Consider the following 26,086-nt stretch of genomic DNA (forward strand, 5'->3'; position numbering starts at 1 on the left):
CTTTTAATCGCTGATTTTCCTTTTGAAGTTGTTTGAATTCTTTGGACGTTACTTCAGTACCGTCTTCTAGCTCAACTGATTTAGCGCCTTTAACCCAGTTATGAATTGCGGCTGGAGAAACACCGTATTCCTCGGAAAGCGAGCGAATAGATCTTTTCTCTTCACGATGCATCTTCACAATGCTGGCTTTAAAATCATCTTGATATCGTTTCATTGGAATGCTCCTATCTTGTTTTATTAATTATGGCACAACTGTTCAGAAATTTATGTACCAAATACTAGGATAGGAGCATTATTAGTCATGATGCAAGGTAGTTATTTATGTGGAGAAAATTTATGTTAAAATTAGCTGTATATTATGTAATACCTATTCAGTTTCTTGTTTCCATTTAAATTTTTATTAAAATAATAAAACCTTTCTATCTGTAACAATTTATGTAACATACAAAATACAATTTAACAATTAGGAGATTACTATGTTTTTAGCCATTAAAGAAATGCTACATGAAAAGTTACGTTATAGCTTAATTATTGTACTAATATTTTTAGTTAGTTATCTGTTGATAATTCTTACTGGATTAGCTACTGGGCTATCTACGTTAAACAAATCTGCAGTTAATGAATGGCATGCGTCAAGTATTGTCTTAAATAGTGATTCTGAGGGTCGGTTACCCCAGTCGTTCCTTTCACAAGATAATATTAACAGGTTACCTAAAAATGGAACAAAAATTTCACAATATAGTATGCTTGTAAAGTCAAAAGGCGGGTTAAAAGAGAATGCTCAATTAATAGCGGTTGACCCACAATCATTCGTATATAAAAACCTTAAATTAACAAGTGGTAGTAAAAACATTAGCAAAAATTTTGGTTTAGTATCAGATAAATTAAAAGATGATGGATTTAAGATTGGAGATTACCTGACAGTTGCTAATTCCACAATGAAAATTAAAATCACAGGTTTTACTTCCAATGCAACTTTAAGTGCATTACCTGTTATTTATATTTCATCAGACACAATTCAACCCCTTAATAAGGGAGTAACAAATGCAGTGTTATTCAAAGATAAGTTAAAAAATTCAAAGATACCAAACGGTTTAAAACAATTAAATATCAAGACATTTATTAATAAATTGCCAGGTTATAGTGCACAACAACTTACCTTTAACTTTATGATTAGTTTCTTGTATATTATTATTTTGATTGTTATTTCTATTTTTTTATACATTCTCACTGTTCAAAAGTTACCCAACTTAGGAGTTTTGAAGGCACAGGGTGTTTCAACACAATATCTTATTTTGAGCACTTTATTTCAGTCACTTGTTATGTCAGTTGTGGGTGTTATCATAGCAATTACACTTGGTGAAATAACAGCTATGAGTCTTCCAAGTGAAGTGCCAATTGTCATTGATACGAACAATGTAGTTGTTACCGGATTAGGTATTGTTTTTATGTCGTTATTAGGTGCTCTAATACCTATCCGACAAATTGCAAAGATTGACCCTTACAAGATTATTGGAGGTTAACTTGATGTCAAAATTGATTTTTGATTCAGTAACAAAAGTTTTTGGAGAAGGAAGTAGCGAGTACGTAGCACTAGATAATATTAATTTCGAAGCAGAAAGTGGACAACTTATTCTGGTTGTGGGGCCATCCGGTTCTGGGAAAACAACTTTTTTAACGATAGCTGGTGGACTACAAACTCCGACTAAAGGTAATGTAAAAATCAACAATACTAACATTACAAATTTATCGAAAAGACAACAAACCAATCTACGGCTTAAAAAAATAGGTTTTGTTTTACAATCTTATAACTTAGTGCCATTTTTAACTGTTGAAGAACAATTTAAATTCGTAGACAAAATAAATCAAAATAATCTTACAGAAAATAAAATGCATGAACTTCTTGAAGATTTAGAACTTTTACAGTTATTAAAAAAGTACCCCAATCAATTGTCTGGTGGTCAGAAACAACGTGTGGCAATTGCTAGAGCCTTATATACTGATCCTGAATATATTTTGGCAGATGAACCAACAGCTGCCTTAGATACAGAAAGATCTATGAAAGTGATCGAATTGTTGAAGAATTTAGCACACAAAAGAAATAAAATTATTATTGTTGTTACTCATGATTTAAGGTTAAAGGATATAGCGGACAGAGTTTATCAGATAATTGATGGGAAAATGACGATGCTTTAGATTTATTTACGACTACATTCTGATCGGATTGAAGTACTTGGTGTTGATAAGAACGGAATTGCATTTGGAACACGTTATGGCAACGTGTGGGAGGATGCAGGAACACTAACTGAAGTTAAATAAAATCAAGCCCACTAGGTTATTCTGAAAGAATGACTTAGTGGGCTTTTTTTATAAGAAGATATTAAATATCAGTATTTTTAGAAGAAATCAGATAAGCATTTTAAATAATTATAAGAACGGTTTGTTACAAAGTTGATATTGACGATTATGTCGTGTACGATATAATTATCAGAAAGGAGATCATATATGTCTAATAAAGATACACTGTATGATGAATTGTGTTTGTCTGTATATACTACAAATCGTTATTTTCATCATTTATATGGAGAGGTTCTAGGAGATTATGACTTGTCTTACTTGCAGTATATGTCATTGCTTATCGTCTATAAAAATAAATCTGCTAAGTTAATGGATGTCGGTAAGGCATTAGATCTATCAAGTAATACACTGACACCAGTAATTGATAGATTAGTTAGTAAAAAATGGCTTATCAAGGTACCTAGTGAAGTGGATCGACGTGTAAAATATTTAAAAATATCAGAATCAAAGCGTTTAGTTTTTGAACAAATATTATTGAATATTGCAATTATACGAGATGAATTGATTGCAACTAGTAGCAAACCAGTATCTAAAATTATTTCTGAAAATAAAGTTTTAAACGAGACATTACAGAAAATGATTTTAGCTCGTAAACGGGAGAATCAATTAAATGGATAACTATGATGTAATATTTATTGGGAGTGGTCATGCAGCATGGCACGGAGCACAAACCTTATCAAGAGCTGGTAAAAAAGTTGCCTTGGTAGAAGAAAATAAAGTTGCTGGTACTTGTACCAACTTTGGATGTAACGCTAAAATCTTGCTAGATGGTCCAGCAGAATTAATCCATCATTTGCATCACTATCATGGAATAGGAATTGATGAAACACCAAATATTATTTGGCCAGAATTAATGGCATACAAACATAAGGTAATTGATCCGTTGTCCGAAGGCCTTGCACATATGCTTTCAGTAGATGGTATTGATATTATTTCAGGACATGCCAAATTTACGGATGTAAAAACATTGATGGTAAATGATATAACATACCAAGCAGATAAATTTGTTATTGCTACAGGACAAAAACCTGCAAAATTACCTATTCCTGGTAATGAATTATTACATGATAGTACTGATTTTTTGGAATTATCAGAAATGCCACATTCAATTGTGTTTATCGGTGCAGGGTATATTGCAATGGAATTTGCATCAATTGCTCGTGCTGCCGGTAGTGAGGTGACTATAGTTGAATATAGTGATCATGCACTTTCTGGTTTTGATAGTGAATATTCGCAAGAAGTTGTGAGAGATATGATTAATAGGGGTATTAAATTTGACTTTAATCAACGTGTTTCTCAAGTAATTTCGACAGAAAATAATCAGTATATTCTTGAAACAGCTCAAGGAAAAAAGTACACGACTGAATACGTGATGGATACAACTGGACGTACACCTAATATTGAAAATCTTGGATTAGATGCTGCTAACGTTGAATATAATAATCATGGTGTCGTTGTTAACGACTATCTACAAACGTCTAATGTAAATATTTATGCTAGTGGAGACGTTATAGATAAATTAATACCACGCCTTACACCAACTGCAACGTTTGAATCAAACTACATTGCTAGAATTTTATTAGGTGATTCTAATCCTATAAAATATCCTGTTGTGCCATCGGTTGCGTTTACCCTGCCGCGATTAGCTCAAGTTGGTGTCACAGTTGGTATGGCAAAAAATGACAAACAATTAAAGATATACGAAATACCATATGGTAAACTTATGCGTTTTCAGACTTTGAATGATGAAAATGCCAAGATAAAAATTATTCTCAATAAAGACAAAAGATTAGTAGGTGCTTCGATAATTGGCGATTTCGCGCCAGAGATCATTAATGATCTTGTTCAGGTAATAAATCATCAATACACTTCTGAAGATATTCAAAATCAAATTTTTGCCTTTCCGACACATTCTGGTATCTTGTTGCCTATGATTGCCCAGTATTTAGCTTAGGAGAAAAATGATGAAAGCAGCTATTATTAAAGAATATGGTGATGTAACTCAACTTGAGGTTACTGATATAGATAAGCCTATTCTAAAAGAGGATGAGGTGTTAGTAAAAAATTTTGCTAGTAGTATAAATCCGATTGATTATAAAGCTCGTCAAGGGTTACTTCAATCAATGTTTAAATGGCAATTTCCAGTAGTATTAGGTTGGGACTTAGCTGGAAAAATTGTTGCTTTGGGAGATAAAGTACAAGGCTTTAAAATTGGAGATGAGGTATTTGCCCGGCCAGATATAGATCCTCTTGGTACGAACGGATCTTATGCAGAATATACGGCTGTAAAAGAGGATAAACTAGCGTTGAAGCCTGAAAATATTAGCTTCGAAGAAGCAGCTGCAGTTCCTCTGGCAGGCTTAACAGCTTTACAAATGTTAAGACAACTCAATTTAGAAGCTGGTCAAAAAATACTTATCCAGGGTGGTGCAGGTGGCGTAGGTATCTTTGCAATCCAATTAGCAAAAATATTTGGCGCTTTTGTTGCTACTACTGCTAGTGAAAATAACACTGAATTTGTGAAGTCGTTAGGTGCGGATTTAGTAATAGACTATCATGAAAATACAATCACTGAAGTACTATCTGATTATGATGCTGTTTTAGACACGGTTAATGATATAGAGGGTGGTATTAGTATTCTTAAAACTGGTGGAAGTTTTGTAACGATTTCCGGTGCGTTGACTGAAGAACAAAAAGAGATGTCAGATAAGCATATAATGACTGGCTGGTTACAGCCAAATGGTGAAGACCTTAGTTTCTTAGGCAAACAAATTAGAAATAATAATTTGAAGATTGTGATTGATAGCACATATCCGCTTACAACTGAGGGAATACAATCTGCCCAAAAGCGTAGTGAAACACATCATGCTCGTGGAAAAGTTATTGTTAAGATAAAATGATGCACGTAATTTCTGTCACAGGAGAAAAAATTTATGATTGAAACTATTTTGATAGCTATTGTGAGCATTGAGGCAATAGGTATTATGATTTTAGAAATGTTTGGATCGCCTAAACAACAAGCAAATGCATTTGAATTAGATGAATCTTTTGTTAAAATGCCTGAGGTTAAAACTTTATTAGCCAATCAAGGAATATATAATGGCCTTTTTGGTGCATTGATTATTGGTACACTCGTATTTTTGAAAGGGCCACAGCAAACAACAATGTTGGAATTAGAAATGTTGTTTGTGGTTCTAGTAGCGATTTATGGTAGTCTAACAGCTGCTAAAAAAATACTCATCATACAAGGATTACCTGCTTTTTTAGCTTTTATGGTTTTAATCTTCTAATCTGAATTAGATAAAATTAAAGCTAGTGCAACTAGTATCATGAAATTCAGCACTAGTTATGAAACGTGGCAAAGTGTAACAGTTACTAACTGAAGTTAAATAAAATCAAGCCCACTGAGCTATGCTAAATTGCATAACTTAGTGGGCTTTTTTTCATGTTTCGGATAAGATAGTATAATATTGTGTAGGACTAAAACAGATAAGGTTAAACTTAACGCTACTATCACTAATAAAATAATAGTGATTGACAAAGTGATTGATTAAAATATAAATATTGATATAACGGGGTTTAAAAGAGATATGCCAGAGCTACCAGAAGTAGAAACTGTTCGCCGCGGACTGACAAATTTAGTGGCAGGTCGCACGGTTGAAAGCACAGAAGTTAGATGGGAAAAAACAGTCGGCGGTTTTACAGCAGAAGAATTTGATCAAGCTTTACGAAATCAAACAATTCTAAAGATCGACCGTCGCGGAAAATATTTATTATTTAGATTTACAGGTGGCATCACCATGGTGTCACATCTTCGCATGGAGGGATCATACTATACCGTACCAGCTGGGACAAAGCCAGGTAAACATGATTTAGTAACTTTCCATCTAGATCATGGGGTGGATCTGTTCTATCGAGATACGCGTAAGTTCGGTCGTATGAATATCGTACCCAATGATCAGGTCATGACAGTGGCCGGATTAGCAACGATTGGACCTGAACCAACAGAAGATACATTGACATTGGATTATATGATTTCTGAATTTGGTAAATCAAAAATGCACGTGAAGCCGTTCTTGTTAAATCAGAATCATATTGCTGGATTGGGGAATATCTATGTGGATGAGACACTTTGGCAATCAAAGATTCATCCCCTCACAGCAGCAAATCAATTAACAACAGACGAACTAGCTATTTTACGTAAAAATATCATTGCTGAACTAGCACGAGCAACTGAGCATCATGGGACGACAGTTCACAGTTTTACAAATGTATTTGGTAATGCTGGAGAATTCCAAAATGAATTGCAAGTTTATGGACGAGTGGGAGAACCATGCTTACGTTGTGGAGAACCATTGGTCAAGATTAAAGTTGCTCAACGAGGGACGACCTATTGCCCAGTTTGTCAGATTGAAAGGACAAAATAATGTTCAAATTAGGACTTACAGGTGGTATTGCGACAGGCAAAACGACCATATCGAACTATTTAAAAACTAAGGGAATTCCGGTATTAGATGCTGATGAATATGCCAGAAAGGTTGTCGAGCCAGGTACACCAGGTCTAACTGATATCGTGAATACTTTTGGTAAGCAAGTGTTGCAATCAGATGGCTCATTAAATCGCAAACTTTTAGGACAAATCATATTTAATGATATGACAGCGCGTCAAAAATTAAATGGCATTACGCATCCCCGAATTCAACAAATGATGACTGATGAATTACAAAAATTAGCTAAGGACAAAACACCATTAGTTATTTTAGATATTCCACTGTTATTGGAGAATCATAATATTGCTGGTGCAGACGCCATTATGGTTGTAACAGTACCAGAATCAATACAATTAAACCGATTAATGCAACGTAACAATTTAACTAAGGAAGAAGCACAGCGCAGGATCGATGCACAGATGCCTCTTTCTGAGAAAGAAAAACTAGCAGATTTTATCGTTGATAATTCAGGTACGATTGCAAACACGTTAACCCAAGTGGATAAAGTTATTCAAAACATTACTGAATCAATTTAGTAAAGGAGAATATGAATCATGGCGGATTTTTCTATACAACAACGCTATCGGCTTATATATGATGAATTAATTGATATGACTGCAGTACGATCATTAACTAAGGTATACTTACCAATCATTGGCCGTGATGCGTATACCCTTTATTTGGCTTGGGCAACTCTTGGAGAAACGCCAGAAGCAAAAAATAGACATGTTGATCTTTTAGATCAATTAGCAATGAATCAACAGGCTTTCCTAACTGCTCGGAGTAAATTGGAGGGTATGGGGTTAGTAAAATCATATAAACAAACCACTAATTTTGGCTCACAATGGACGTATCGAATTTTTCCGCCAATGGCAGTGCGTGCATTTCTTTCAGATGCATTACTTTCTAGTCTACTAGCACATTATCTTGGTGATGAATTATTTGACGAGCTAGTTAAGGATGAACTACCTGATTCCAAAAAAATTGCTGGTGAGAACGTATCAAAGACTTTTTTTGACTTAGCTGGTCAGGAAAGTTTCGTTCATCGAAATCATGCACCATTTTCAACAAGTGATCACGAACAAGGTTTAGCTCAAGAAGTTCGTAAGGCCACTAAATCCTTGAATTTAGGTCTGATGGCGGATATGTTAAAGTCCTATGGTATTAAATTGAGAACGCTACAGACTAACGAAGCTGATTTGATGATTCAAAAAGCACTATATGGTTTATCAGATATTGAGTTAGTCAGAGTCATTCAAGCGACAACTTCTCCAAATAAACAAATTGATTTGCCAGCAATTAAGAAATCACTTGAAGGTAATTTCAGAAAAATACAAGTTCGCACAAAAGGTATTGAAACAAAAGTACAAACGAATGAACCCAAACAGTCATCAAATGATGAATCTAATCCTGCAATTCGTTTAGTACAGACCGTAAAATCAGTAGCTCCGTTACAATTCTTAAAGAATTTGCGGCAAAAAAATAATGGTTTTGTCGCTGATAACGAAGTGAAGGCTATTTCGGATATTGCAGAAATGAATATTATCGAACCTGAAGTGCTAAACATTGTGCTGTATGAATTAACTGTTATTGAGAACAGAAAAACCTTAAATAAAACAATTTTACAGACACTTGTGAATGATTGGGCACAAAGTGATGTTACTGATGCAGTCAGTGCATTACAATATCTACAACGTCGATCTAAGAAACAGCAATCCCGACAAACGTCACAATCATCTAAAAAATTGTCACGACAAAATAAGCAAAGTAAGCAAGAAACACGTCCTGATTGGGAAAATCAACATGGAACGCCAATTTCTAAAGCAGATGCTGATTCAGCTAGGGAGGCTTTGGCAGCCATGCGAGCCCGACGCAGACAGAATGATTCAGAGGAGAACTAACTGTGAGTGAACAAGAATTTGAAAAAGAAATAGAAACATCAGACTCATCTCCAATGAATGTTGGGGATGCATTACGGGACTTTATGGATCGAAAGCAATTAAATACTCGATACCAAGCGTTACAAAATGAAGTTTTTAAAGATGCTGATATTCGTCGTTTTTTCAACGAGAACAAGACGAAACTTTCTCGTAAAATAATTGAACGTGATTTCGCAGTTCTTTATGAATATTATTCACAGCGGAATAATGCAAAAAATGGCAAACCAGTAGTCCACAAGGGATATACACCAGCGTTAACCGTTACCGAAGGACGGATTGTTATTATCTATGAACCGGATGAAGAAACACTCTTAGCACAACGCATGAGTATGCAGGCACATTTAGTAAAATCTATTGGTATGCCAAAGTTAATTAAAAAGGCGCGTTTAGACGATTTTTCTGAAAATGATGCTGAGCGACTTGCGGCCTTGACTGGCGTTCTAAATTTTATTAATGACTATATACAAGACCCTGATGAGTATCATCGTGGACTTTATATACATGGTTCATATGGTGTTGGTAAAACCCACTTGATGGGGGCAATGGCAAATGAATTAGCTTTAGAAGGTATTCCTGTTACCTTAGTCCATTTACCAAGTTTTGTTGTGGAAATTCGTGGCGCGATTGGAACAGACCAAAAGCCACAAGAAATGATTAATACGATTAAACAAGTACCTATTCTAGTCCTTGATGATATTGGCGCAGAGTCATTAACTTCATGGGTCAGAGATGATATCTTGGGAGTTATTTTAGAATATCGCATGCAAAATGAACTGACGACCTTCTTTACTTCTAATTTTTCTATGCAGCAATTAGAAAAAGAACACTTTACTGTTACCAAGGATGGCGCAGAACCTGTCAAAGCAGAACGATTAATGCAGCGAATTAAGTTTCTTTCTAAAGAAGTCCAAATGGCAGGAGCAAATCGTCGGGAGTTTAATTAATGCAAAAAAGAAGCACAAGAATCATTGTTTTAAAATTCCTCGTTGTGTTTATTTTGATGATTACAAGCTTTTTTGTATTACAACATAATGCAAGTTGGTATCAACAGCCTGTAGGGGAAGTGATGAGCGTGAAAAACTTATCATCTCAATCTCTACAGGACCAATACGGTAATAATATCAAACAACATGATGAGCGGGTTAAGGTTAAAATATTAAATACCGAGAAGAAAAATGAAATTATTTCGTTTAAAAACACTTATGATGATGCAATGGCTATTACACAACCTTTACACCAGCATGATCAAATTTTCTTATCAAAGTCAGAAAAATCATGGGGTCTAAAGGACTTTAAAAGAGATACTTTCTGGATACCAATTTTAATTCTAGTTATTGGTGTATTAATCATTACCACTGGAAAAGCAGGTGTGATGATGACCACATCACTTTTCCTTAATGTAATACTGTTTATTTTTACAATATATTTGAATTTAATCACAAAGGACGCCAATATTTTCTGGTTATTTATTTTGTTTAGTCTGGTTGCCTCAGCAATAACATTAATGTTTGTTATGGGAATCAAGAACAGGCTCACTTGGACTGTTCTTTTAACTGTGATTACTTCGACAATATTAGCTATGTCAATTGGTCTGTTGGTATTCAGCTTAACAAAGGGTAAGGGGCTTCATTTTGAATTAATGTCGTTTATAACCCAATTACCACAGCCAATGTTTTTATCAATGACGTTAGTTGGTGTGCTTGGAGCTGTCATGGATGAGGCAACAGATATGATTGCGACACTTTTTAGTGTTGAACGTGAACATCCAGATATTGGTCTAAAGGATCTATTAATTACTGGACGACATGTTGGACAAGAAATTTTTGGAGCATTAAGTAATACATTGTTCTTAATTTTTATGGCTGAACAAATACCAATGGCCATTCTATATTTAAGAAATGGGAACAATTGGGGATTCACTTACACAATGAACTTATCACTGGGGATGATTCAAACACTAATCAGTGCCATTGGTATCGTGTTAACAGTTCCAGCAGGTATATTTTGGGTTTGGATCCTTCATAAATGGCAACAAAAGAAAGCAGGTATACAATCATGAGCGTTTTAATGATGTTATCAGTTATCTTATTTGCTTTAATGCTAGCAATTGGTGGTGTTAAAGGAATTGGAGCTTTTGTTAGTTTATGGATCAGTTTTGCCATTATGGTTGTGATGACTATACTAATTAGTTTTCAATTTAATGCCTTCTGGGTGCTACTTATTGGTGGTGCAAGTCTATTAACCGTAACCGTTCTAAGTGCTAGTGCTGATGAAAGAACGACGATCATTGCTTTAATTGCAAGTCTCATTGTTATGTTAATTTTATTAGCAGTTATATTACCTACCGAACATATTGCCATTGCGCAAGGCTTTGCAGAAGAAAATTCTGAGGAGTTGGAGGGATTATCACTAGCCATTAATATAAACTTTGGTACATTAGGAATCGTGGCGGCCCTATTAGCAACTTTGGGAGCGATTGCTGAAGCATCGGTTGCCATTGCAACAGGTATTGGCGAATTATTAAACAGCAAACCATCACTTCAAGATAACGAATTGATAGGCGTTGGACAATTACTTGGGAAGCAAATTATAGGTACTGCTGTTAATACCGTACTCTTTGGTTTTCTAGCAGACTTTCTGAGTCTAGCAGTATTATTTAGTAAATTAAAATATACATTTAGCGAAATTTTAAATGCAAAATTATTTACTTCTTCAATGCTGTCGCTATTATATGCGTTACTAGGTGTCATAATTACCTTACCAATTACAATTATAATTTTTTTGCTTTATCAAAAACACCAAAAAGTCGACGCCAATAGGGGGAAACTATGATTTATTAGAAAATCATGGTATGATTAGAATAAATATGCCAGAGTAGTGGAGTGGCATTATATCTTGTAAGAAAGTAACCAGAGGTATAGCGTATGAGCAGTGTGCTTGTGATTGAAGATGAAGAAAATTTGGCTCGTTTTGTTGAGTTAGAATTACAACATGAGGGGTATGAAACCCACGTTGAGGATAATGGGCGTAGTGGGTTAGATGCCGCCTTAGCAAATGATTTTGACTTAATTTTGCTTGATTTAATGTTACCCGAGTTAAGTGGTTTAGAAGTTGCTCGCCGCTTACGTGAAGAAAAGAATACACCAATTATTATGATGACTGCACGTGATTCTGTTATCGACCGTGTATCAGGATTGGACTACGGTGCAGATGATTACGTTGTTAAGCCATTTGCTATCGAAGAATTATTGGCTCGAGTTCGTGCACTTCTACGTCGTATTGATATTGAAACAGAAGAGCACAGTACGCATCAAAGTGTCGTTCGATATCGTGATCTGACAGTTGAAAAAGAGAATCGAATTGCTCGTCGCGGTAATGAAATCATTAATTTAACAAAACGTGAATATGAATTATTATTAATTTTAATGGAAAACATTAATGTTGTTCAATCACGTGAAGAGTTACTTAAGAAGGTTTGGGGATACGATTCAGAAATTGAGACTAATGTTGTCGATGTGTACATCCGTTACCTTCGTAATAAAATCGATCAACCTGATTCAAGAGCATCATATATCCAAACGGTTCGTGGTACTGGATACGTAATGCGCCAGTAATTTGGAGGAATTTTAATGGGTAGGCAAACGTCCATTATTAAAGAAACACCACAACGTACAGGCCTCTCCTTAAAGTGGAAATGGGCACTTGGATCTGTTGCTGGTGTTTTTTTAATATTTATTATCTTTACATGGTTTGTGATGCAGGCATTTGCAACTCAAATGATGGACACTGAAAAGCAGCAGGTATCTAGTTCGCTAAATGCCGTAACCAATCGACTGCAGCATATTAATGAATCTCAGATGTTACCCTCTGAAATTGATAAATTACTACGCCCAGATAGCACGGATCTTGATCAAGTTGTGAATGATCCAGTGTTGCAACAAATTACTCGAAAAGATTATACGATTCGGGTATACAACGAAAATGGTGCTCAAATATATCCTGTCGGAGGAGCCAGGATTCCATTTCATGAAACTAAGAAGCGAGTTATTAGAACAGAACGTATTCAAGGTGTAAAAATGCTGGTTGGCCATCAAGAATTACGCAACAATAACAATACAATTATTGGTCATATCGTTGTTGAAAATCATTTGACGAGTTATCATAAAACGTTCAATCGTGTCTGCTCTATCATTGCAATTCTTATTATTCTTGGCTCATTTTTGATTGCATTATGGGGCTATTGGTTGTCAGGATTTTTCTTGCGTCCAATCGATAATATCAAGAAAACTGTTGATGATATTAATCGTGATCCACAGGCTCAGGTTCGTGTTGTAAATGAAGAACGCAAACCTGATGAATTGACTGACTTATCTAACCTGCTAAATGATATGCTAGACCGTATGCAACGCTTTATTCTACAACAACATCAATTCGTAGAAGATGTTTCTCATGAATTGCGAACACCTGTTGCAATTGTTAAAGGTCACATGGAATTACTAAACCGTTGGGGAAAAGATGATCCGAAAGTACTAAATGAATCCATTGCTGCATCACTACAAGAGATAAGTAGAATGGAAGGATTAGTGTCAGAAATGCTAGACTTGACTCGCGCTGACCAGGTTGAATTAACTTTTCGTGATGGTGATACTGATGCAAAAGAGTTGATAAATGGCATTTATACGAACTTCAAGATGATTCACCCTGAATTTACTTTTATGATAGATGATGATTTGAAAGGTCCAACTATTGTTAATATGAATCGTGACCATCTAGAGCAAATATTGATTATTTTGTCTGATAATGCTGTTAAATATAGCCAGGATCGAAAAGAAATTCATTTTGCTGCTTCACGTTCAGGCAATGTTGTCGAGTTAGCTGTTCAAGACTTTGGTGAAGGGATTAGTCCTGAAGATGCCAGTCGTGTCTTCGATAGATTCTATCGTGTTGACAAGGCAAGGTCTCGAAAGCAAGGTGGTAACGGTTTGGGGCTAAGTATTGCTCAAAAGCTGGTAGAAGGTTATGGTGGACATATTCAACTGGAATCTGCTATTGGACAAGGATCAATTTTTAGAATAACATTACCAATTAAAAACATGGATAAAAATTAATAAAGAAAGTAGGGCAGGATAGTTACGAGAAAAATTTCTTATTGCTATTTGACCTTACTTTTTTGTTATGAAGGATATAAATATGATTATTAAGCACGTGATTTTGCATGTTTTAGACAAAAATAGTGGCAATTTAATTGCATCTCAAAATGAATTAGACTTAGCTCAGCCTAATTTACATGAATACATTGAGAAGTTGATTGAAAAATTTGAAAATAGCGACTACAAGATAGGTCAATTAACTGACAACGATACAATTGGCATGGTTGTATCAGATAATGACACGCGTTCTTTTACAGAGAAAGCAACAGATTTGGCTGAACGATTATTCGAAATTATTGCCCCCAGTGAATCTATTCCAGCAGGAGATTTATTGGTTGTCGAATTCTCAGAGGGTGCGGATGATTTCTTTGGCCTATTGAAATTGAACTTCACGCCAAGATATACACATGCTGTTGAATATCAAGATGACAAATTAATTAACAACTTGGTCTTAAACCAAGCAGTATTACCCGCCGCAACACAAACTGTTGATGAAGGTGTGTTAATTAATTTAATGTCTGGTACCTATAAGCTATTAGAAAAGAGTTATCTAATCGATGGCCATCGCATTAACTATTTTTCGGAGAAGTTCTTGCAACTTTCACCAGAGAATTCTACTAAAGACAATATTAAAGTGATTAAACAAGCTGTTAAATCTGTCGCTAGTAAATTTGATCTTCCTGAGCATGAAGTGTTAGCAAATACACAAAATACAATTTTTGATAATGTTCAAGATGATGGTGAAATTAGTACTGCTGCAATTGCTGAATCAGTTTTTAATGGCAATACTTCAGCACAAGAAGCATATCACGAGATCATAAATAATAAGCATTTAAACGAAGATATTGTCGTACCAAATATTGAAAAGATTGAAAAAAAATATCGTTTACAACGTTTTAAACTTGATTCAGGAATTGAAATTTCTATTCCGATGGATATCTACCAAGATAAAAATAAAGTTGAATTTATTAACAAACCAGATGGTACGATGTCACTGGTTATCAAAGACATTGCATCTATTATTAATAAATTTAGCTCTTAGTTTTTTAGGGTAGCCAAAGAATTAGAACATATATCACGTTTCGTGATATAATTATTACTTGAAAAAATGAAATAGGTAGGATGACATACTCCATGAAAATTAAAGGTTTAACACCCATATTATTAATTGTGCTAGTCGTTTTGTTCGTTACTGGACATGCAGATTTTCTGAAAAGTCCATTAACTGACTTTATGAACTGGTCAGAATCAACAATAGGGGGAGTAAATGCAGTTGGCTGGTCAATCATTATTTTGACTTTGGCTGTACGACTAATTTTGCTACCAATGATGGTTCATCAACAACGTAACGCAACAATTCAACAAGAAAAAATGCGTTTGTTGCAACCACAATTAAAAAAAGTACAGGATGCACAAAAAAATGCGCAAACACAAGAAGAACAATTATTAGCTTCACAAGCAATGATGACAATCTATCGTGAGAATAATGTTTCATTATTAGGCGGGATGAACTTTACAACATTGATTATCCAATGGCCAATCTTTATGGGACTTTATTCAGCAATTAGATATTCTAATGAAATAGCTCATGCATCATTTTTTGGCATTAATCTTTCTTCTCACGCACCAATTTTAGCAATTGCAACAGCTGTTGCTTATGGTATTCAAGCATACTTATCAATAATTGGGGTTCCTGCAGAGCAAAAGAAGCAGATGCAAATGATGATGTACGTCATGCCAGTAATGATGTTGTTTATGACTTGGGTCACTAATGCCGGTATTGCGTTATACTTCTTTGCTGGTGCATTAGTGATGATTCTCCAAACTCTAATTATTATTGTTTGGCGTCCAAAGTTGAAAGCTCATGTTGCTGAAACTTTTGAAGTGAAAGATGTTGTTGATGACGCTTTGGCTGGTAAAATTAAGTCAAAGCCAACTGGACGATTTGCTGAAGCAATGCAAGCTGCTCAAGAACAACAGCAGCAACAGCAAGCTGGACGTAAAGATATTACAAAATCAACTCAAGAACGTACAAGCAATTCAAATGGTGGTCGTAACGCTGGGAAGCAACAACGTAAATAACACATAAAGTAAAAGGACTTGATAAATTTTTTATCAAGTCCTTTTACTTTATATAATCAAATATTTGCATGTTGAGCAGTGGTCATTTCATTAGCAATTTCTACCATCTGATCTATTGATTCATGTGCGCCAGTTGCAATCCAACGGATAGCTAAAGCGAGCATACCTGATGCGGTAAAGTCAGAAACGTAGTCAATTGACCGATTAAAAGAAACCTTACTTTGTAGTAATTCTGCGTATAAACCATGCAGTATATCTCTTAGTGGCGGATAGAATTGTTCTCGTAACCCAGCATTAAGTAAGACAGCAATTGCAATACCATTTGCTTTTACAAAGCCAAAAAATGCTCGTGAAATATCACTAGAATTTAAAGGTAATTCCGCAGCTTCTTTTTCAAAATCTTGTGTTAATTGGACAACAATAGCTTTAATGACTGCCTCTTTTGTACCAAAATGGCGATAGAAAGCCATCCGTGACACGCCTGCCTTACGGGTGATTTCTGTAACCGCAAGTTGGTCGTAGGATTGACTTTGCAACAATGTCAGCGTTGCGTCAATAATTTGATCGTCAGTTTTTTGACGAATACTTTCTGTTAACATGTTTTTCATATCTTAATTTTACGCCTTTGCATTTAAAGTAGGTGAGAAATTAAGTAAATTGAAGATTCATTTTAAATGTTTAAGAAAACCTTTGTAATTACAACCGAAACGTTAAAATTATAATTGTCGTTGATCTTTATAATTTTGTAGCTCTGGTGAGAGTACATAGGGGACTTTGGTTAAATCATTTGCAGAACGAGCACCAACAAGTGCGTATAATTTTCTTAATTGTTGCTGCCAGTTTGTGATCTCATTAATTAAACCAGTTGTGCCATCCTGAAGAGTCGTATGAAGAAAATGTCCAGCAACTCCCACGGCTTTAGCCCCTAAAACTTGTGCTTTTAAAACATCTAACGGATTTTGAATACCGCCTGTTGCAAAAATGATTGGTTTTTGCTGTAATGACTGTGCTTCTAACAGACTTTCTGCTGTCGTTTGTCCCCAATCATATAAAAAATCATAATTGAATTCCTTATCACGATAGCGGCGATTTTCAATAACAGCAAAATTTGTACCAGAACGGCCACCAATATTAACGTATTCTGCACCATTTTCGTATAATTTCTTAATCGTTGTCGCATCCATACCAAAACCAACTTCTTTAATTAGGACAGGAACAGATACGGTTTGAATAATTTCGATAATATTATCAAGCCATAAGAAATTTTCGTCTCCTTCAGGCATAACGACTTCTTGTGCGACATTAACGTGTACTTCAAGCGCATTTGCACCAATCATATCAACAACTTGCTGTGCTGATTGTGCTGAATGTCCAGCACCGATATTGGCCATAATAAAACCGTCTGGATTTGTATCACGGGCAATAGTAAAACTCTCAATAGCATCTTTATCTTTTAAAGCAACACTTTGAGAACCAACGGCCATTGCTAAGCCAGTTTCTTTGGCGGCTTCAGCCAATTGTTGGTTAATACGACCTGTACGAATGCTACCACCAGTCATTGCTTCAATATAAAAAGGGGTAGTAAAGTTAAAATTTTCATTCCTAATTGCTGTCGAAACATCGCTAATTTTTAAATCCGGTAAACTTTGGTGAATCAGCCGAACTTGTTCTAATGATGATACTGGTTGATGCCTCCGATATTCGGCTTCAGCCAATGCTAAATGTTCATCTTTTCGATGTGCGTGCGCTGATTCCATAACGATTATTCTCCTAATAATGCAATATTTAATGGCAATGGAATAATTCCTTCATTTTGCCAAGCTTGACGAAGTTTTTCAGCCACCTCATCATTATCGGCGATAGCAATAGCGTTATCACCACCACCAGCTCCTGAAACTTTTGCAGCAACATCTAAATCTACGGCTTCGGAAATGGCATTTGATAAATCTTCAGTTAAATAGTTAATACCAACTTGATGAGTATATGTCATTAAGAAGGTCAAATTATAAAAAATGTTTATGCCAATCAATGAATAGTCTGCATTATTGATTCCCATGCTGATATTTGTAATAATATTTCGCGTTTGTAACGCCAACATTTCTTTTGCCTTTGCTTGTTCTGCTGAAGATACTGTTTCAAGCAATTTTTGTGTATCTGCAACTTTACCAGTCCAACCGACTAAAAGTTGCCATTCTGATGGCCAATTTAATTGTTGAACGTCTAAATATGGCCAAGGTGTACTTATGATTGTTTCATAATCTGAATTTTGTTGTATCAACTGTTTTACAAATTGATCATCAAACTTACGATATGCAATGACACCACCATATGTTGCAGCTGCTAAATCACCCATCGATCCTTTATCAAAGTGGGGTAGGGTCAGCATTACAAGTACACCTAATTTAAACTGTTGTTGTTCAGTTAACTTAAGATTAAGCAGTTTGTGGAATGCCTTTATGATAGACATGACAACTGCAGCAGAAGAACCTAACCCTAACTTTTTACGCTCAAAAGTGAGATCACTTGTTAGGGTTACTTTAATACCTGGAAAAGCGGAAGTATCATCAAAATGATATTTATTCAACACTTGGATCGTGCGTATAACCAATTGCCAGTCATCTGGGTAGGATATCTGATCCAGTTGCTCCACTGGAATAGCAAGATCTCCTAATTGGTCGCTATTCAATTGAATTTTTTGAACATCGATCTTATCAATTGTTGCTGTAATGTACTTGTCAATGGCGACAATAATTGCACTCTGATTTGGTAGAGTAATTGAGTATTCACCGGCAAGGTACAATTTACCTGGCGCTTTAGCAGTTGCTATCATATTTTATCTCCTGAAGTAACTTTTATTCCGGGACCCGGACTAGCGATAATAATTTGCGAACTTGTCACTATATTGGCAAGTTCTTTTTTAATAATGAATGTGTCCTCTGGTCGAGAAATTAATTTTACGTTAGGGCCAGCATCCATTGTTGCATACACAGGAATTCCTTGTTCCCGCAATTCCTGAGCAATCATTATGACTTGCCAACTTTTATCCGTCAAATAGTTAAAAGAAGGGACAGATGTTGTATTCATTGCATGCATTTGTAAAGCATTTGCTTCAGCAAGTTCACCCAATTTCACTATATCATGTTGTTGAATTGCCAAAATCATGTCATTAACTTGACTATTAGCTAATCTTACCCACATATCATAAAAAGGGGCAGTATTTTTAGCATGTTGCATACCTAAACGTGATCCAATTTTTTTAGGCTGATCATTAATAACCACCGTCAATAATTGAATAGGCCAATCAACTTTTTCAAATATGGGTGTAGCAAATGACGTACGATCATCACCAGGAACCCATTTAGCAAAACCACCAAATATTGATCTTGTCGCTGATCCTGAGCCGTGACGTGCTAATCTAGATAATTCCGTAACACTTAAATTTAATCCTGCAGCTTTGCTAGCAGCACCAGCTAAAGCCGCGAAAGCTGATGCTGAAGAAGCTAACCCAGCTGCTGTTGGAACATGGTTATTAGAAACAACGTATGCTTTGTCATTGATATCAGCCATTTCTCGGACTACATCTAAAAATCGACTGACCTTCTGAGCTGCACTACCAGAAATTGTTTCACCATCAAGAATTAATTGATCACTTTGCAGCGACTTATCAAACCAAACAGTTGTATCAGTATAAAATTCGTCTAGTGTCAATGAAATTGAGGTTGTCGTAGGTGTAATGAGTGCTTCATCTACTTTTCCCCAATACTTTAGTAATGCAATATTTGTATGCGCCCGAGCGGTATAATGCATGTTAAATACTCCTAAAACTATTTGTCATTGGTATAATTTTGTGTCCAAACTTCTTGAGCGCCAGCATCTTCTAGTGCCTTGATCACTCGAGCTGTTTGTTCATCGTCTTTTGTGATTGCAATCATCGTACCACCGACACCACCACCAGTTAATTTAGCTCCCAAAGCACCAGCATGACGTGCCGCCATAATTAATTCATCTAATTTTGGATGAGAAATGCCTAATGCAGAAAGATGCTTTTGAGCTTCATTCATAAAATGGCCTATTTTCGCTAAATTATTTTCAGCAATTGCTTCTCTTGTTGCTTTGACGATTTCCCCAATTTTATCAATATGTTGTTGCCCAACTTCAGGGTCATTTGTTAGATGTTCACGGACAACCGAAATGGCTAACCCCGTTTGGCCTTGAATACCTGTGTCGGCCAAAATTAACGTGCCATCTAAAGACATATCAATTTTTTCAGGTTGTTGCCCTTTAATAAACCAAACAGCTTCATCATGTGCTGCCGTTGCAGTGTCTAATCCAGAAGGGGATCCATGTGTAATAGCTTCTTCGATACTTGCCCAACGTTGCAGTTCTTGTTTAGATAATGACTCATCGAAAAAATCAAAAAATGCTCGAACAATAGCGATGGCAGTTGCTGCTGATGAACCCATACCTCGTTCTTGAGGAATATTGGATGTAATCGTCATTGTAAAGGGCATTTCATCTGATTTGAAATGTTGCAATAAACGGTTGATAAGTTGTCGAATTCCCTCATAGACTTCCGCCATTGCTACCAATGGGCCTTGATAGGATTGTGATAGCACAACCTGACCTGCTTCACGTGATTCGATTTTTACAGTCATTGCTAAATCCGTTAAAGGAAGTGCAATAGCTGGCTGGCCGTAAACGACCGCATGTTCGCCAAGTAAAATAACTTTGGCATGGCTGACGCCAATTCCTGGTTTTTTCACTTTGAAATTACCAATCCATTCTATTTTTTATTTTAGCTTTCTTAATCATACCAAATTCAATGACTAATTACATCCTAGATATTAGGATTTCAAGCTTAAAAGTTTTTTTAATCTTTAATTTTAAAATATTCTGAATAAGTAATTTTTAGATATATTTCATATGTTCAGGAAATAATTCGATGCAAGTATCGGTAAATATTACACTGCAAATATGCTATAATCAACATAAGATTACTAAGAGAAAGTCGTGGTACGTTTCGATGCTAAATAAGGACATCTATGCGGTTGTCGATCTAGAAACAACCCGTACAACGAGCGAATCAGGTCGTATTATTCAAATTGCGATTGCGTTCGTACAAAACAAAAAAATAATTAACCAATTTTCAACACTCATCAATCCTCATGAATCAATTCCACGTAATGTCGTACAACTTACAGGCATTAATGCCGAAATGGTGGCAGGGGCTCCTTCATTTGAAGAGGTTGCTGAATCAATTCATACCATGCTAACTGGGACTATTTTTGTAGCTCACAATGTCAACTTTGATTTACCATTTTTAAACGCAGAATTTCAACGGATTGGCATGAACACTCTTAATTTAGTAGCAATTGATACAGTAACATTGAGCCAAATTGTTTGGCCAACCGCACCAGGGTTTAGATTAGTTGATTTAACTTCATATTTGGCATTGGTACATGGGCGGCCACATCAAGCAGATAGTGATGCACTAGCTACTGCAGAACTATTGATTCAAATTTTTAATCGTCTTGAAAGTTTACCAATGGTAACTTTACAATCCTTGGTTGACTTGCCATTGGTTCTACCTCAAAACACAAAAACGTTGTTTGAACAGGTTCTTACCAAAGCAAAAATCAAGCGACATCCGTTACCTAAACAGTTACAGGTAATCGATGGTTTGGCAATTCGTCGTTTTAGTGATCCTGAACCATTAGTTGCCAATAAGAGTATGACTTATCCTGCAAAACGAGCAGCTAAGCAGCAACTGTATGGTAACCAGCTAGTTTATCGAGAGCAACAAGCAAAACTAATGAACGCTATTAATAATCATTATTCAGGTAGTTCGTTATCAGAAAAGCCTGGAGAATCTGCATTTATAGCTGAGGCACCAACAGGAATGGGTAAAACATTAGGATTTTTACTACCTTATGCATACCTGACCAATCAAAATCAAAAAAAGGTGATTGTTACTGAACCAACGATCACTTTGCAAACCCAAGTAACAGAAACCGTCAATACAGTATTGCATGACATTCTACCATTTGAGGTACGTGCAGTTAGTTTGAAGGGGCGTCATCAGTACTTGAATTTACAAAGCTTTAAACGTTCTTTACAAATTGATGAAGGTACAACATCCTTGCAATTTATTAAAGCACAAATTTTAGTTTGGCTGACGGAAACAATGCGTGGTGATTTTGATGAATTGCATCTCATGAATGCGCAACAAAAATTCATTGCCAAGTTATCTCAAAATGCAAATAATCCTGCAGGATCTCCATTTTATGGCTATGAATTTTTTGAAAGGCAATATGTCCTTGCGCAAAATGCCCAATTCCTAATTGTCAACCACAGTTACTTAGCAGAATACGCCAATGAATTAGGTACTTCTGAGAATAAACCGTATTTAGTTATTGATGAGGCTCAGAATTTACCGGATGCTGTTCTAAACCAAAGCCGTCATCAGTTGCCAATACAAACTTGGCTAGCACGAGTGCAAACTGCAATTAATCTTATCCTACAAGATGCAAAACCAGCTGTTGGTGATATTTTAAGAAACATATTTGGTGGTAATCAATTAAAGAACAAGTTACTTCGTGCACTAGAAATGCTGTCAGTTGAAATTCCACAATTGCAAGTTTCGTTGTATCGTCGCTTTCTATTAAATCAGAAGGCACCTGCAACACAAGGAACTTATGAAATTGCTTTAGCCAACAATGACTTTGCACAATTTTGGATTGATCAAAGTAACCACGTTCAAAGTATCCATACGGGAGCTTCCGACTTAGAAGATGCTTTGCAAGAATTGCTGACACAATTTAGTGATACAAAGGGAGCATTTTCATTAGGTGAACGGCAACAGTTAGCTGATTTTCGTCGATTGCTAGATAATATTAGCCAGTATGAAAAACAATTAACTACTTTTCAACAAGATTTAGTTGATTTTCCAGAGGCCAGTATCTTTTGGCTAACAGAGACACAAAGTCATGATAGTAGTAATTTACAGTTAAGTGGTGGTCTACTGCATACCTTAAATTACTTTAAAGAGAAAGTGTATCCACACTTCATGGCACCCACAGTTATTGGGGCAACTTTATTTACATCAACCAAATCAGGATACTTATATGATCGGTTAAATTTGGATAAAGAGACTGCAACAGTCAGACATTACCCTGATATCTTTGACTTCAAAAATCAAGCTGATTTGATTATGGTAAAAAATGCACCTTTACCAACAGAAAAAGACTTTTCAAATTACTTAGCAAAACAATTGGTTGATGTGACAACGTCTGTTAACCAAAACACACTAGTATTATTTAATTCATTAGATACTATTCAGCAAGTCTATAACCACATACAATCAAACAAAAAATTTCAACAAAGTTCATTAACTTTATTAGCTCAGGGTGTCACTGGTACACGGGGGAAAATAAAGAAACGCATGCAATCTGAAGATGGACTTGTGGTACTTGGTGCTGCTAGTTTTTGGGAAGGCATTGATTTACCTGGTGATCAGCTCAGACTGCTTATCATAGCTCGTTTGCCATTCGATCGACCAAATACGGTACTACAAAAGGCTGAAGAGGCTGTCATCAATTCAGAAGGTAAACAACCATTTTATCAAAGTACTTTACCCAAAGCAGTTTTGCGATTAAGACAAGGTATTGGTAGACTTATTCGGACACCTACAGATTATGGTGCAGTCATTATTTATGATGCTAGGATTTTGACTAAATCTTATGGCAAAACCTTACGTAAAATGATGCCATCTAACTTACCGCAAAAAGAATTGAATGATTATGAGGTATCTTTAGAGTTAAAGAATTTCTTTGATGAACATCATAAATATCTTTAATATGCCGCCAAACTTTGGTAAAGTAATAAGTGGTTTATTTTTACAGTGGGCAAAAACTATACACAACAAAGGAGCTTAGTAATATGGAGATGCGATCAACGGTACACGGACGCCGTGGTAAGCGGCTTCGACACTGGTTACTTGGCATTCTGATGTTTTTATTCATTATTTTGATTGGCGTATCGATACTGGGAGAGGCACAAAAACCTGTCGATACAGCTAAAGAACGTGTCACAAAAATTGCAAAGCAATCAAATAAGTTGACCTCTGTATCAAAATTTTATCGTATTTCTAGACAGAAAGTTTACTATAGTGCTGTTGGCGAAAATAAAAAGCATCAGAAAGTCGGCGTTATTGTTCAAGGAAAATCAGATAAACTAACAACTATTAATATGACGGATGGTTTATCCGAAAAACAGGTTAAAAAGTTAGCAAACAAGCAATTCCATCCGAAAAAGGTAACGAGTATTGGGTTAGCACTTTATAAACAAGTACCTGTTTGGCAATTAACTTTTGTTGACAAGGACAATAACTTAAATTTTATTACTTACCAGTTTTCAGATGGTAAACAAGTTCAAACGATTCGTCATTTATAAAAGTAACAAATAATAAGGGAGCTCAGGACAATGGAGACAATTCGCATTGAAGACGCGAAAAATTATGTTGGCCAAGAAGTACGTTTAGGTGCTTGGTTAAGGAACAAACGTGGATCAGGTAAAATGCAATTTTTGCAATTACGTGACGGAACTGCTTTTTTTCAAGGAGTTGTTGTAAAATCTGTGGTTGGTGAAGAGATTTTTGCTAAGGCAAAAGCACTTTCACAGGAAACAAGCATGTACTTAATTGGAACAATTGTTGCCGATGAGCGTTCACCATTTGGGTATGAGATGCAAGTTAAGGACTTGACAGTTGTTGGCTCTTCAGAAAATTATCCAATCACTCCTAAAGAGCATGGTACAGATTTTTTGATGGATCATCGCCATCTATATTTACGTCACATCCAACCATTTGCTGTTCTTCGAATTCGAAATACATTGATAGCAGCAACCTATGAATTTTTCAATAAAGAAGGATTTATTAAGATTGATTCACCACTTTTAACTGGATCTGCTCCTGAAGGAACTACTGAGCTATTCCATACAGAGTATTTTGAGGATGACGCTTATCTTTCACAGACAGGTCAATTGTATGCAGAAGCAGGTGCGATGGCATTTGGTCGTGTTTTCACCTTTGGGCCAACTTTTAGAGCTGAAAAGTCTAAAACACGACGTCACCTAACTGAATTCTGGATGATTGAACCAGAAATGGCATGGATGACACAAGAAGATTCTCTAAAAATTCAAGAACGTTATATTGCCTACCTAATTCAATCAGTATTGGATCGAAATGAGTATGAATTGGACCTACTTGGTCGTGATAAAGAACTATTAAAGTCATACACACAACTGCCATATCCACGTGTATCTTATGATGATGCAATTAAGCTATTGCAAGAAAATGACTTTGATGTGAAGTGGGGCGTTGACTTTGGTTCTCCTGAAGAAACATTTTTAGCAAACCATTTTGCAAAACCTGTATTTATCACAAACTTCCCTAAGGAAATTAAAGCATTCTATATGAAGCGACACCCAGATCGTGATGATGTTGTCATTTCTGCCGATTTGTTGGCTCCTGAAGGCTACGGTGAAATCATTGGTGGATCAGAACGTGATACTGACTTTGATTACCTAGAAAAGCGAATCAAGGAGCAAGGGTTGGATATCGATGAATACTCTTGGTACCTAGATTTGCGTAAGTATGGTTCTGTACCACATTCAGGATTTGGTCTGGGACTTGAACGTGCAGTCACTTGGATTACTGGAGAAGAACATATCCGTGAGGCGATACCGTTCCCACGCACTATGAATCGTCTTTGGCCATAAACTAAATATAAATCCTATTACACCGCTATGAATGTTGTTAAATCAATGTTTGTGGCGGTTTTTACTTGTTCTGGAAAGTTCTTTAATGTACAGTGAAATACTGTAATATTCCCACAAAAAAATCCAGTGAATTAACACTAGATTTCGTCTAAAAATTTAATTGTTTTATCTTCTTAAGCGGTTTGTTTTTCAAGCAGGAGATGAGCATATATTTGTTGGGAAACCATGATGTTTCGATACATAAGGAATATCGATAGTCTAATAGATATGAAGCAGGGTAATGGATCTA

General features: G+C 35.8%; 25 protein-coding genes. 19 read left to right on the forward strand and 6 right to left on the reverse strand.

All coding sequences use genetic code 11. The features are described from left to right. Window positions 1-214: transposase (locus tag HMPREF0877_RS00555; protein WP_002827113.1), on the reverse strand; the 214-nt coding region annotated here is incomplete at its 3' end. Window positions 215-476: 262 nt separating this feature from the next. Here HMPREF0877_RS00555 and HMPREF0877_RS00560 point away from each other — a divergent pair. The 16 genes from HMPREF0877_RS00560 (at window position 477) to yidC (ending at window position 16,020) form a co-directional block, all read left to right on the forward strand. Next, the gene (locus HMPREF0877_RS00560; protein ID WP_002827115.1) at window positions 477-1,523 is read left to right on the forward strand and encodes an ABC transporter permease; all 1,047 of its coding nucleotides are present in this window, start codon (window positions 477-479) and stop codon (window positions 1,521-1,523) included. A gap of 4 nt (window positions 1,524-1,527) precedes the next feature. After that, complete coding sequence (locus HMPREF0877_RS00565; protein WP_002827117.1) at window positions 1,528-2,196, forward strand: ABC transporter ATP-binding protein; 669 nt, start codon at window positions 1,528-1,530, stop codon at window positions 2,194-2,196. A gap of 309 nt (window positions 2,197-2,505) precedes the next feature. Then, window positions 2,506-2,976 (forward strand): MarR family winged helix-turn-helix transcriptional regulator, encoded by a 471-nt coding sequence (locus HMPREF0877_RS00570; RefSeq protein WP_002827118.1) that lies wholly within the window; start codon window positions 2,506-2,508, stop codon window positions 2,974-2,976. Then, the gene (locus HMPREF0877_RS00575) at window positions 2,969-4,312 is read left to right on the forward strand and encodes a dihydrolipoyl dehydrogenase family protein (RefSeq protein WP_002827120.1); all 1,344 of its coding nucleotides are present in this window, start codon (window positions 2,969-2,971) and stop codon (window positions 4,310-4,312) included. Before HMPREF0877_RS00570 ends, HMPREF0877_RS00575 begins: the two co-directional genes overlap by 8 nt. A gap of 10 nt (window positions 4,313-4,322) precedes the next feature. Then, window positions 4,323-5,258 carry an NADP-dependent oxidoreductase gene (locus tag HMPREF0877_RS00580; RefSeq protein ID WP_040760101.1) on the forward strand — a complete coding sequence of 312 codons (936 nt, stop codon included), beginning with the start codon at window positions 4,323-4,325 and terminating at the stop codon, window positions 5,256-5,258. Between the two features lie 33 nt (window positions 5,259-5,291). After that, window positions 5,292-5,648 (forward strand): DUF1304 domain-containing protein, encoded by a 357-nt coding sequence (locus tag HMPREF0877_RS00585; RefSeq protein WP_002827124.1) that lies wholly within the window; start codon window positions 5,292-5,294, stop codon window positions 5,646-5,648. 300 nt (window positions 5,649-5,948) lie between these two features. Next, entirely contained in the window at window positions 5,949-6,785 is an 837-nt protein-coding gene (gene mutM, locus HMPREF0877_RS00590; RefSeq protein ID WP_002827125.1) for a bifunctional DNA-formamidopyrimidine glycosylase/DNA-(apurinic or apyrimidinic site) lyase, read from the forward strand. Beyond that, window positions 6,785-7,384: a dephospho-CoA kinase gene (gene coaE / locus HMPREF0877_RS00595; protein WP_002827127.1), complete on the forward strand. Its 600-nt coding sequence runs from the start codon at window positions 6,785-6,787 to the stop codon at window positions 7,382-7,384. The genes mutM and coaE overlap by 1 nt, the downstream gene beginning before the upstream one ends. 18 nt (window positions 7,385-7,402) lie before the next feature. Beyond that, window positions 7,403-8,749, forward strand: coding sequence for a replication initiation and membrane attachment family protein (locus HMPREF0877_RS00600; protein ID WP_002827128.1), 1,347 nt, complete (start codon window positions 7,403-7,405; stop codon window positions 8,747-8,749). 2 nt (window positions 8,750-8,751) lie between these two features. Continuing rightward, window positions 8,752-9,732 (forward strand): primosomal protein DnaI, encoded by a 981-nt coding sequence (gene dnaI / locus HMPREF0877_RS00605; protein ID WP_002827130.1) that lies wholly within the window; start codon window positions 8,752-8,754, stop codon window positions 9,730-9,732. Then, on the forward strand, window positions 9,732-10,847 hold the full coding sequence (locus HMPREF0877_RS00610; RefSeq protein WP_002827132.1) for a YibE/F family protein: 1,116 nt from the start codon (window positions 9,732-9,734) through the stop codon (window positions 10,845-10,847). The genes dnaI and HMPREF0877_RS00610 overlap by 1 nt, the downstream gene beginning before the upstream one ends. Next, the gene (locus HMPREF0877_RS00615; RefSeq protein ID WP_002827133.1) at window positions 10,844-11,620 is read left to right on the forward strand and encodes a YibE/F family protein; all 777 of its coding nucleotides are present in this window, start codon (window positions 10,844-10,846) and stop codon (window positions 11,618-11,620) included. The genes HMPREF0877_RS00610 and HMPREF0877_RS00615 overlap by 4 nt, the downstream gene beginning before the upstream one ends. Before the next feature lie 92 nt (window positions 11,621-11,712). Next, window positions 11,713-12,402 carry a response regulator transcription factor gene (locus tag HMPREF0877_RS00620; RefSeq protein ID WP_002827135.1) on the forward strand — a complete coding sequence of 230 codons (690 nt, stop codon included), beginning with the start codon at window positions 11,713-11,715 and terminating at the stop codon, window positions 12,400-12,402. Between the two features lie 15 nt (window positions 12,403-12,417). Beyond that, a complete protein-coding gene (locus tag HMPREF0877_RS00625; protein ID WP_002827137.1) occupies window positions 12,418-13,896 on the forward strand; it encodes a HAMP domain-containing sensor histidine kinase in 1,479 nt (492 codons plus the stop codon). Window positions 13,897-13,978: 82 nt separating this feature from the next. Then, window positions 13,979-14,980 (forward strand): nucleoid-associated protein, encoded by a 1,002-nt coding sequence (locus HMPREF0877_RS00630; RefSeq protein ID WP_040760106.1) that lies wholly within the window; start codon window positions 13,979-13,981, stop codon window positions 14,978-14,980. A gap of 92 nt (window positions 14,981-15,072) precedes the next feature. Beyond that, complete coding sequence (gene yidC, locus HMPREF0877_RS00635) at window positions 15,073-16,020, forward strand: membrane protein insertase YidC (protein ID WP_002827140.1); 948 nt, start codon at window positions 15,073-15,075, stop codon at window positions 16,018-16,020. Between the two features lie 56 nt (window positions 16,021-16,076). Here the strand turns inward: yidC and HMPREF0877_RS00640 are convergent, their stop codons facing one another. From HMPREF0877_RS00640 to mvk, 5 genes are all read right to left on the reverse strand, one after another. Next, on the reverse strand, window positions 16,077-16,619 hold the full coding sequence (locus tag HMPREF0877_RS00640; protein ID WP_040760374.1) for a TetR/AcrR family transcriptional regulator: 543 nt from the start codon (window positions 16,617-16,619) through the stop codon (window positions 16,077-16,079). A 117-nt stretch (window positions 16,620-16,736) separates the two neighbouring features. After that, a complete protein-coding gene (gene fni / locus HMPREF0877_RS00645; protein ID WP_002827142.1) occupies window positions 16,737-17,777 on the reverse strand; it encodes a type 2 isopentenyl-diphosphate Delta-isomerase in 1,041 nt (346 codons plus the stop codon). A 5-nt stretch (window positions 17,778-17,782) separates the two neighbouring features. Continuing rightward, on the reverse strand, window positions 17,783-18,850 hold the full coding sequence (locus HMPREF0877_RS00650; protein ID WP_002827143.1) for a phosphomevalonate kinase: 1,068 nt from the start codon (window positions 18,848-18,850) through the stop codon (window positions 17,783-17,785). Continuing rightward, window positions 18,847-19,827 carry a diphosphomevalonate decarboxylase gene (gene mvaD / locus HMPREF0877_RS00655; protein WP_002827144.1) on the reverse strand — a complete coding sequence of 327 codons (981 nt, stop codon included), beginning with the start codon at window positions 19,825-19,827 and terminating at the stop codon, window positions 18,847-18,849. The genes HMPREF0877_RS00650 and mvaD overlap by 4 nt, the downstream gene beginning before the upstream one ends. A 17-nt stretch (window positions 19,828-19,844) precedes the next feature. Next, on the reverse strand, window positions 19,845-20,783 hold the full coding sequence (gene mvk, locus HMPREF0877_RS00660) for a mevalonate kinase (protein ID WP_002827145.1): 939 nt from the start codon (window positions 20,781-20,783) through the stop codon (window positions 19,845-19,847). A 179-nt stretch (window positions 20,784-20,962) separates the two neighbouring features. On the opposite strand from mvk, the gene HMPREF0877_RS00665 reads away from it, so the two are divergent. From HMPREF0877_RS00665 to asnS, 3 genes are all read left to right on the forward strand, one after another. Then, a complete protein-coding gene (locus HMPREF0877_RS00665; RefSeq protein WP_002827146.1) occupies window positions 20,963-23,875 on the forward strand; it encodes a helicase C-terminal domain-containing protein in 2,913 nt (970 codons plus the stop codon). A gap of 83 nt (window positions 23,876-23,958) precedes the next feature. Beyond that, on the forward strand, window positions 23,959-24,471 hold the full coding sequence (locus HMPREF0877_RS00670; RefSeq protein WP_040760112.1) for a cell wall elongation regulator TseB-like domain-containing protein: 513 nt from the start codon (window positions 23,959-23,961) through the stop codon (window positions 24,469-24,471). A gap of 30 nt (window positions 24,472-24,501) precedes the next feature. Further along, complete coding sequence (asnS, locus tag HMPREF0877_RS00675; protein WP_002827148.1) at window positions 24,502-25,797, forward strand: asparagine--tRNA ligase; 1,296 nt, start codon at window positions 24,502-24,504, stop codon at window positions 25,795-25,797. The last annotated feature ends 289 nt before the right edge of the window (window positions 25,798-26,086 follow it).

The sequence above is a fragment of the Weissella paramesenteroides ATCC 33313 genome (genome assembly GCF_000160575.1).
Lineage (GTDB): Bacteria > Bacillota > Bacilli > Lactobacillales > Lactobacillaceae > Weissella > Weissella paramesenteroides.